We start from the raw sequence: 8,090 nt of genomic DNA, 5'->3' as shown, positions 1-8,090 counted from the left end.
CCGTCAGGTCTGGGCGGTCGGTGCGGTCTGCGCTCCGGTCAGCGCCGCCGGCGCCCACGACGGCCACGCCACCTCACCGACCGGGTCACCGTCGACGAAACGCGCCGCGATGCGGGTGACATCCGCGGCGGTGTTGTCGTAGACGGTCGCGTGATCGGACCGGTCGATCGCGTCCGCCACCAGCGGCCACACCCGCTCGAAGCGGGAGCGGATCTTCTCTTCGGGAACGCGGTGACCGCCCTCGATCACGCGTTCGGCGACACGGGCGACGGACAGTTCGACGGGCACGAGCACCACGTGCAGCACCACCACGTACCCGGCGCGGTGCGCCCGGTCGATCAGGTCGAGTTTCGAGGGATGCGAGAACACCGTCTCGGCGATGAACGATTCACCCTGGTCGATGAGGGTGTCGCGGATGGTCGCGGCGATCTGCGCGGCCTCGTAGGAGTGTTCCTCGGGGCTGTCCGGCCATCGCTGCTTGGCAATCACATCGGCGTTGACGAACACGCTGCCGGGCAGCAGGGGAGCGAGACGCTGCTCGACGAACGTCGTTTTTCCGGATCCGTTGGGTCCGACGACGAGATCGAGTCGCCTCACAGAACGATCTGGGTACCGTCAGGCAGGTGCTTGACGACGCGGCCCTGGTCGTCGAGCACCACCGACGCGAGGCCCCGCGCGGCGCGATCGGTGACGTGATGACCGGTGGCGAGGGACTCTTCGAGGGCCGCGGCGATCTCGGCGTTGAACACCACGCCTTCTTCGTCGGAGAGTTCGCGCAGCGGCAGCCGCCCGGCGAGCGCGGCCTCGACGCGGCGTCGCGCGACCTGCCGTTGGTTGGACACCTCGCGGCCGACGCGCGCCCAGTGTTCGAGTTGCTGACGGGCCGAACGGTTTTCCCGTTCACCTTCGGATGCGGCCGCGTCGACGAGCTCCGACGAGAACCTGGTCACCTTGTCGACGACGTTCGTCATGACGTACTCCTTCGCGCGACGCGCCTTACCGTTCCTCCCAGTGTAGCAATCTGCTACACGGTTGGCCCAGGATCGTCCGACGCGGTCGTGACGAGGACGTCGAGCGCGTCCAGCAGGCGCTCGAGCCCGAACTCCCACGCCGCACCGGGACTGTACGAAGTGTTCAGCACCGCACCTGCCGCCGCGCCGACCCGCCGCGCGAGCGGAAAGTTGTTCCCGACATAGACCGCAAGACGCTCGCTCCACGCGGACCACACCTCGGCCATGTCCGCTGCGCGGGGATCGGGCCGGCGGGCACGCGCCGCGGCGCGGGTGAAATCCGCCACGAAGGTCAGCGCCGCGTCGCGGTCTACGTCACCGAGGCCGGTGTGGTCGAAGGCGTGCAGATCGTGGTCGTACTTCGCAATCGTCCCCGGCCCCAACGACACTCGCTGGTCCGCGACATCGAGGAGCCAGTTGTGTTCGCCGTAGAGGGTCAGGTCGGCGTCGGCGACCTGACGCACCCGTGCCCGCCAATCCTCGGTCGCGTACGGCGCGCGCGGTTGCCGGTCGTGCGCGCAGTCGGCCATGAGCACCAGCAGGTCGTCGCGGGAACCGACGTGTGTGTACAGCGCCATACCGGAGATGCCGAGTTCGGCGGCCAGGCGACGCACGGTGAGGTGCTCGAGCCCCTCGGTGTCGGCCAGAGCGATCGCAGTGTCGACGGCCTGTGAGGTGGTCACCTTCGCCCGGGGTCCACGCGCGCCTCCTTGCGGGGCTGCGGGGTGATCCCGCCACAACAGGTCGAGTAGTTCGCGAGCCATCGAAAACCTCTCCTCCGCAGGTCGGGTACGAGCTACTCTATACACTGCACAATGTTTTTGGTTTCCATCCCCCCGAACACCACCTCGTCTCCGTCACCTGGAGGTTCCCGTGAAGATCACCGACACCGCCCTGTCCCTGAACGTGGCCGACCCCGCGGCCTCCGCGGAATTCGCCACCACCCATTTCGGCTTCACCGAAGCGATGTCCGCCGACGGCTTCGTGTCCCTGACCCACCCCGACGCCGGATTCAACGTCGTCTTCCTGCGCACCGGACTCGACACCTTCACACCCGCCTCGATCGCCGGTCCCGCCGGCCAGGGCATGCTGATCGCCTTCGTCGTCGATGCTCTCGACGACGAATACGCCCGCATCGCCGCCGCCGGTGCCACCGTGGTCACGGCACCGGAGACCGAGCCGTGGGGGGAGCGGTTCTGTCAGTTCGCCGACCCGAACGGCCTCGTGTGGCAACTCGTGCAGTGGGTCTGAGCGACACCACCGAGGAGAAGCCGAGGAAAGGCACCCAATGAGCCCTGGCGGCTGCTCCCCAACATCGCGGCTGCAGGATCGGTCTCGCTCCTTGGAGTGGTGGCGGTGGCGTTGAGGGATCGAGGCAGGCGATGACGCATCCGACCAGTGGCCTCGATGACGTCGTGCACCAGCGAGTTCGCTTGGGGGTGCTGGCAGTGCTGTCTCAGGCCAAGTCCGTCGATTTCGTATTTCTGAAAGAAGAGCTCGGCTTGACCTCGGGGAACCTGTCGCGGCACCTGACGGTGCTTGCCGAGCTGACTGAGGAATTGCACTCACTACGCAAATTGGTTGATTCGCTGGCTATTACCGGTGAATGATGGCACGCACGGCAGGGGAGTAGGAGCGGGGAGGAACCGCTGCGGCCGGGTGCTCCGAGGAAGACCCCTCGAAGCACCCGGCCGCATCCCCCCGACGGGTCAACGCACGATCAACGATTCTTGATCAATGGTTCCGATTCACGATCAACGATTCAACGGGCTGTAGAACACCAATCCATTGCCCTTGTTGTCGTACACCACCGCGCGGCGCTCGTGCGCGTCGTCGTACGGACCTTGCACGATGCCGCCGCCGGCTTCTTCGGTGGCTTTCGCAGCGGCATCGACATCGTCGGTCTTGATACCCACGACGACCTGTCCGTGGATCGGATGATCGACCGATGTCGCGAGTGCGATCGTGACCGCACCACCGTCGAGCGCGGCGAAATGCGTGCCGTCGCGGAACTTCAGTCTCATTCCCAGGCCCTCGCTGTAGAACTTGATCGACTCGTCGAGGTCATCGGTCGACAGGACGATCATCTTCACTTCGTGGCTCACGGCTTCTCCTCGGGTGAAAGTTGCCCAAGCTTACGGCCGCCGATCGCGGGCCGACGAGGGCCGATTGTCACTCGTTGCACGGGTAGACTTCCCCATTCCACGGCTCGTCACGTGACGTTTCGACGGGTGCCCCTCGGGCCGAGCGTGACACGGTCCAGAGGGTGTATCTCAGGGCGACAGTAGGCACAGAATGTTTCGGACGCAGTCATCTGCTCGAATATCGCCCTGGTGCGTTTACGGCACAGACCCTTAGAGGCGGTGAAATACGGCAAGGGAGGGTGGACATTAAAACGTCACTGTGACGTTTTAATGTCCACCCGGCAGGATGGGAGCGGGGAGGGTCGCCGGCATTCCCGTCGTCCGCATGTTCGAATCGGACAGGCGAAGCGGGGCCGAGACCCGATCGCCAGTCACACAGCCGTCGGGGACGATTCGATCCGAGGATCGGCGCCGACTTGCGAGAGGCCAGAACCGCGCCGAGTCGCGTGGCGCGAAGCGAGCAATGAGCGACGACGTCGCACGTGACGCGTAGCGATACGCAACATCACCGGCGGTCGCCGAAGGCCGCGTGCGTCCGTTTCCGCAGGTCGTTATTTCGCCGATAATCTACATTATGTCAAGTAACGCGGATCAGGCCCGCCCCCGAAGGGAGTGGAACGCCTACCGGGCGACCCGTGCCGTTTCCGGCACGCCCGCCTCCCACACCGTCTCGTGATGCACCATCGAGCGGCTTCATTCACCGCCCGCCTCGGCTCGCTTCGACACATGGATCCGGGGTCGTCCCGGTGGCCGGCCCGCGGATTCGTGGACCCATCGGCATTCGAGGTCGATACCCGACATGCCCCTGTACACGAGAACGCCGCGGTCCTCCCGCACAAGCCCGTCCGGCACCGACCGCAGAGACAACGGACGTCCGCCAGACCTGCCGAGCATGCGTGCAGCGCACCACACGGACCCGCGAAAGCCCCCCGTCCCCCGGGGTCCGGAAACCGGACATGCGCCTCGTCTACCCTGTTCAGTTTTGATGGATAATCACCGTTATCCATGAATACTACTGCTGCACAACCGTTTCCGTGTTGAGAATGTGCGACTACATTCGCGCGAGCCTGCCGGCACCTCTGCACCGGACACGCGATCGTCGACCTCAGCGCATCCTCCTCGGTTGATCTTGTCGACGCTCCCCGGCCGACCGGGGCACGATCCTCGCGCTCCACTCCCCTCACCTCGCGGACCTCACCGGGGCACAGTCCCTGTCCCCCATCCTCCGGTGAGCATCGTCCGATGAGTTTGCCCGCTGCGCCCGGTCTACCTCTGCGAATCCATCCGAGACGACACGGGAGAACAGTGTGTCCCAGCTATTGCGAGTACAGAACTTCACCGTCTCGAGCGACGGAATCGCCGCGGGAGAAGATCAGACCCTCGAGAACCCCTTCGGTCTCGACCACAGCGGCATGTTCGAGTGGGCCGGAGCCACCGCCAGCTGGCCCAACCGCACCGATCCCGGCGGCAGTCGCGGCATCGACGACTACTTCACCCGCGACTTCACCCACAACATCGGCGCAGAGATCATGGGTCGTCACAAGTTCGCGCCCAAGGGCGGTCCGTGGCCCGACGACGAATGGCAGGGATGGTGGGGCGACGAACCGCCCTTCCACACTCCGGTATTCGTCCTGACCCACCACCCCCGCCCCTCCATCACGCTTTCCGACACCACCTTCCATTTCGTCGGTGGCGAACCGTCCGATGTCCTCGCTCGAGCGCGCGAGGCCGCGGACGGCAAGGATGTCCGACTCGGCGGTGGGGTCACCACGGTCCGCCAGTTCCTCGACGCCGACCTGGTCGACACCCTGCATATCGCAGTGGCACCGCTCGAATTCGGGTCCGGCCTGCACCTGTGGGAGTCACCGGACGAATTGCACGACAGGTTCCATCACGACGTCGTTCCCAGCCCGAGCGGCGTCACCCACCACCTGTTCTGGCGTAAGTAGACCGGCACAATCGCATCCCCCCGCTCACCCGGACGCCGATACGGGTGAGCCGTTGCCGTGCCCGCCGAGCGCTGCCGTCGCACCTCATATTTGGGTACTGTGCACCCAGATCGACGCGTGCAATCCCGATTGCAGGAAGGTTCACGATGTCTCCTGCCGTGTGGTTGACCCCCGGGGAGTTGGCCGCTCGGTCGGGTGTGGCCGTCTCGGCGCTGCACTACTACGAGTCGCGGGGGCTCATCGACAGTCGACGGACGACCGGCAACCAGCGCCGGTACCGGCGCGACACACTGCGGCGAGTGGCGTTCATCCGGATCGCGCAGGGCGTCGGGGTGTCGCTCGACGACATCAAGGCGGCATTGGATTCGTTGCCGGACAACCGGGTGCCGACCGCCGAGGATTGGGCACGGATGTCGGCGTTGTGGCACGACGAGTTGACCCGCCGTATCGACGCGTTGACCGAACTCCGGGACGATTTCGCAGGGTGTATCGGGTGTGGATGCCTGAGCCTGAAGATCTGTCCGCTGGCCAACCCTGGCGATGTGCTTGCCAAAGAAGGTCCGGGCCCGCGGCGATTGCCGGTCCGCGGCGACTGACCCATCGCCCGCACGTCGGAGACAGAGCGACCGGCAACCCCTACCCGACGCCGTTGTCGGCAAGCCGCAAACTCCGGCCTCACGCTGTGTCGGTACGGCACCTGCCGGTCTCCTCCCCCTAGGTTCGATCCATGGGGAGTCGAGACAGGAGTCGGATACACAAAGCAGGATCGAGAGTGCCGAGGTGGTGGCCGGTTGCGGCAGTGATCGTTGCCGGCGTCGCGTTCGTCGCCCACGACCGGCTGCTGGGGTTCACCGACTACTACGGCTTGTTCGGCAACGGGGTCGACGCGCTGGTGTACCGGCATGGCGGCCTGACCGCGCGCAGCCCCGAACCGTTGTACTCCTTCGTTCTGTTCGACTCGTTGCCGTTCACGTACCCGCCGTTCGCTGCGCTGATGTTCGTGCCGTTGTCACTGCTCTCCGTGGCGGGCACCGCCATCGCGGTGAACCTGGTGAATCTGGTGCTGTTGTACCTGGCGGTCCGGTTGAGCTGGCGCGCGCTCGGTTACGAGGATTCGGTCCGGATGCGGGTCGTGAGCGTGGGCTCGGCGGTTGCGCTCACCTGGATCGAACCGGTGCGGATGACAGTGTGGCTGGGGCAGATCAACCTGGTGTTGCTCGTCTTGGTGCTCTGGGATCTGTCCCGCCCGGAGCAGAGCCGCCTGCGTGGGATCGGCGTCGGCCTGGCCGCGGGCCTGAAACTGACACCCGCGTTCTTCATCGCGTATCTCATGGTGGTGCGACAGTGGCGTGCCGCCGTGGTTGCGACCGTGACGTTTGCCGCGACGATCGTGGCGGGATTCGTGATGATCTTCACCGATGCGTGGCAGTTCTGGACTTCGGCAATCATTCGCTCCGACCGAATCGGGCTGATTTCCTCACCGGCGAACCAATCGGTGCGCGGGCTCCTCGCGCGGGCGCTCCACACGCAGGAACCTCCGATGTGGCTGTGGTTGCTGTGCGCCGGTGTAGTCGCCGTCGCCGGGCTGTGGGCCGCGCAGCTCGCCCATCGGCACGGTCGCCATCTGCTGAGCCTGACCGTGTGCGGATTGACCGCGCCGATGGTCTCGCCGTTCTCGTGGGGTCATCACTGGGTGTGGGTGGTGCCGCTGCTCGTGTTGTGCCTCGACCAGGCGGTGCGGTGGGGCCGATGGTGGGGTTATCTGGTTCCCGTTGCTGCGGCGGTGCCGTTGTGCGCGTGGTACCGCTCCTACCCGGACGGTGTCGTCGCGATCGGAATCTTCATGATCCCGGGTGAGCCACTGGTGCGCACGCTGGTCCAATCCGCATACCCGATGGTGTTCGCGGTGCTGATCGCCGTCGTCCTGATTGCCTACGGTCGTCGCGCGCCGACACGTACTGCCGTGCCCGACGAAGAACAGGTGCCGGACGCCGACCGGAGTCCGACGATGGTGATGGCGCCGGTGGTCATCAAGTCACCCGTCGTCGAAGAAGGAAAGACCGCTTCCGGGAGTTTCCATGAGGGAAGCAAGGATTCGCCCGCTCCGAGAGCGTGAGGCACTCGGGTGCCGGCCGCAAGCCCCTAGGCCACTGCACGCGAAATCGTCCGGCATCGCGAGACATTCGCTTCGATCACACCGATCGGAGAGCAGACACGCTGAGTGTATTTCACCGTGCTGACGGAGAGATGCGCGGCTAGCATTGCTGAGCGACACGGTATCGAGCGATCCGACGTAAGGGATGCAGCGATGATTCGTCACTTTCTGGCACGAACAGTTCTCGTCCTTGCGACTGCGTCTGCAACCTCTCTCGCGGTTCCGGCGCTGGTCGACGCGAATCCCGCTGAACCCGCTCCGGCAGTGGCGATTGCCCGTGGGATCGGTTACTCCGTCCAGGTCGACGGGCTGTCGATCACCTACACGGCCACCGATGTGCCGCGGGTGCCACTCATCGGGTCGCTCACGTTGCCGGGCTCCTGCACCACCGCAGTGGTCGACGCGGTTCGGGCTGCGCCGGTCGTCGGACCGGTATTGCTCGACTACCTCGTCGGTAACCCCGATATCGACGTTCTCGCCTTGCTCCAAGAACTCGGCGACGCCGACGCGATCACGGCGATACAGCCGCTGCGAGGTGCCAACCGTGACAACGTGGTGTCCGGAACTTTCCAGGACATCCCGAGAGGTGTTTATGCGGTCGTAAGCATCTGCAACCTGAATTCCGACCTTCTCGGCGCAACCGGCGCGCTGGTCCTCGGCCCGGAGTGGAGCTCGGGCTCCAGCGAAGGGGGCGGATCGTCGATCGGTTCCAGCACCGGACCCTGAGGGCTGTGGGCTCATCGCTCGGTCCGTCACGGCCGGATCGGCGGGATGGATGATCCGGACTTCTGTCACATGCCCATAAGCCACGTCACCCCCTCCTGTCACACTG

The 8,090-nt window shown here is 65.5% G+C and carries 10 protein-coding genes; 6 read left to right on the top strand and 4 right to left on the bottom strand.

What is annotated here, in order from left to right; all coding sequences use genetic code 11:
• Positions 1-3: 3 nt before the first annotated feature.
• From ACFWU2_RS08710 to ACFWU2_RS08700, 3 genes are read right to left on the bottom strand one after another with little or no spacing between them, the layout of a single operon-like run.
• Positions 4-597, bottom strand: a complete 594-nt coding sequence (locus ACFWU2_RS08710) for a zeta toxin family protein (protein WP_378604005.1) — start codon at positions 595-597, stop codon at positions 4-6.
• A complete protein-coding gene (locus tag ACFWU2_RS08705) occupies positions 594-971 on the bottom strand; it encodes a hypothetical protein (protein ID WP_378604002.1) in 378 nt (125 codons plus the stop codon). The genes ACFWU2_RS08710 and ACFWU2_RS08705 overlap by 4 nt, the downstream gene beginning before the upstream one ends.
• A gap of 53 nt (positions 972-1,024) precedes the next feature.
• A complete protein-coding gene (locus ACFWU2_RS08700; RefSeq protein ID WP_378604000.1) occupies positions 1,025-1,774 on the bottom strand; it encodes a TetR/AcrR family transcriptional regulator in 750 nt (249 codons plus the stop codon).
• Between the two features lie 109 nt (positions 1,775-1,883).
• Here ACFWU2_RS08700 and ACFWU2_RS08695 point away from each other — a divergent pair, with 109 nt between their 5' ends.
• On the top strand, positions 1,884-2,261 hold the full coding sequence (locus ACFWU2_RS08695) for a VOC family protein (RefSeq protein WP_378603997.1): 378 nt from the start codon (positions 1,884-1,886) through the stop codon (positions 2,259-2,261).
• A 131-nt stretch (positions 2,262-2,392) separates the two neighbouring features.
• Positions 2,393-2,620 carry a transcriptional regulator gene (locus ACFWU2_RS08690; protein ID WP_378603994.1) on the top strand — a complete coding sequence of 76 codons (228 nt, stop codon included), beginning with the start codon at positions 2,393-2,395 and terminating at the stop codon, positions 2,618-2,620.
• 144 nt (positions 2,621-2,764) lie between these two features.
• Here ACFWU2_RS08690 and ACFWU2_RS08685 read toward each other — a convergent pair whose 3' ends face one another.
• Positions 2,765-3,097: a VOC family protein gene (locus ACFWU2_RS08685; RefSeq protein WP_378605149.1), complete on the bottom strand. Its 333-nt coding sequence runs from the start codon at positions 3,095-3,097 to the stop codon at positions 2,765-2,767.
• 1,364 nt (positions 3,098-4,461) lie between these two features.
• Here ACFWU2_RS08685 and ACFWU2_RS08680 point away from each other — a divergent pair.
• The 4 genes from ACFWU2_RS08680 (at position 4,462) to ACFWU2_RS08665 (ending at position 7,984) form a co-directional block, all read left to right on the top strand.
• Positions 4,462-5,103, top strand: coding sequence for a dihydrofolate reductase family protein (locus tag ACFWU2_RS08680; RefSeq protein WP_378603991.1), 642 nt, complete (start codon positions 4,462-4,464; stop codon positions 5,101-5,103).
• A 146-nt stretch (positions 5,104-5,249) separates the two neighbouring features.
• Entirely contained in the window at positions 5,250-5,699 is a 450-nt protein-coding gene (soxR, locus tag ACFWU2_RS08675) for a redox-sensitive transcriptional activator SoxR (RefSeq protein WP_378603988.1), read from the top strand.
• A gap of 176 nt (positions 5,700-5,875) precedes the next feature.
• Positions 5,876-7,219 carry a glycosyltransferase 87 family protein gene (locus ACFWU2_RS08670; RefSeq protein ID WP_378603985.1) on the top strand — a complete coding sequence of 448 codons (1,344 nt, stop codon included), beginning with the start codon at positions 5,876-5,878 and terminating at the stop codon, positions 7,217-7,219.
• A 192-nt stretch (positions 7,220-7,411) separates the two neighbouring features.
• Positions 7,412-7,984, top strand: coding sequence for a hypothetical protein (locus tag ACFWU2_RS08665; protein ID WP_378603982.1), 573 nt, complete (start codon positions 7,412-7,414; stop codon positions 7,982-7,984).
• Positions 7,985-8,090: the final 106 nt, after the last annotated feature.

Source organism: Rhodococcus sp. NPDC058639 (genome assembly GCF_042717545.1).
Classification (GTDB): Bacteria; Actinomycetota; Actinomycetes; order Mycobacteriales; family Mycobacteriaceae; genus Rhodococcus.
The sequence above is the reverse complement of the archived record's forward strand: the minus strand, read 5'-3'. Positions and strand labels throughout refer to the sequence as shown.

What these genes read in the sequence shown, in the direction of transcription:
- ACFWU2_RS08705 (WP_378604002.1), bottom strand. Translation starts at nt 971, where the DNA reads ATGACGAACGTCGTCGACAAGGTGACCAGGTTCTCGTCGGAGCTCGTC.
- ACFWU2_RS08700 (WP_378604000.1), bottom strand. Translation starts at nt 1,774, where the DNA reads ATGGCTCGCGAACTACTCGACCTGTTGTGGCGGGATCACCCCGCAGCC.
- ACFWU2_RS08690 (WP_378603994.1), top strand. Translation starts at nt 2,393, where the DNA reads ATGACGCATCCGACCAGTGGCCTCGATGACGTCGTGCACCAGCGAGTT.
- ACFWU2_RS08685 (WP_378605149.1), bottom strand. Translation starts at nt 3,097, where the DNA reads ATGATCGTCCTGTCGACCGATGACCTCGACGAGTCGATCAAGTTCTAC.
- soxR (WP_378603988.1), top strand. Translation starts at nt 5,250, where the DNA reads ATGTCTCCTGCCGTGTGGTTGACCCCCGGGGAGTTGGCCGCTCGGTCG.
- ACFWU2_RS08665 (WP_378603982.1), top strand. Translation starts at nt 7,412, where the DNA reads ATGATTCGTCACTTTCTGGCACGAACAGTTCTCGTCCTTGCGACTGCG.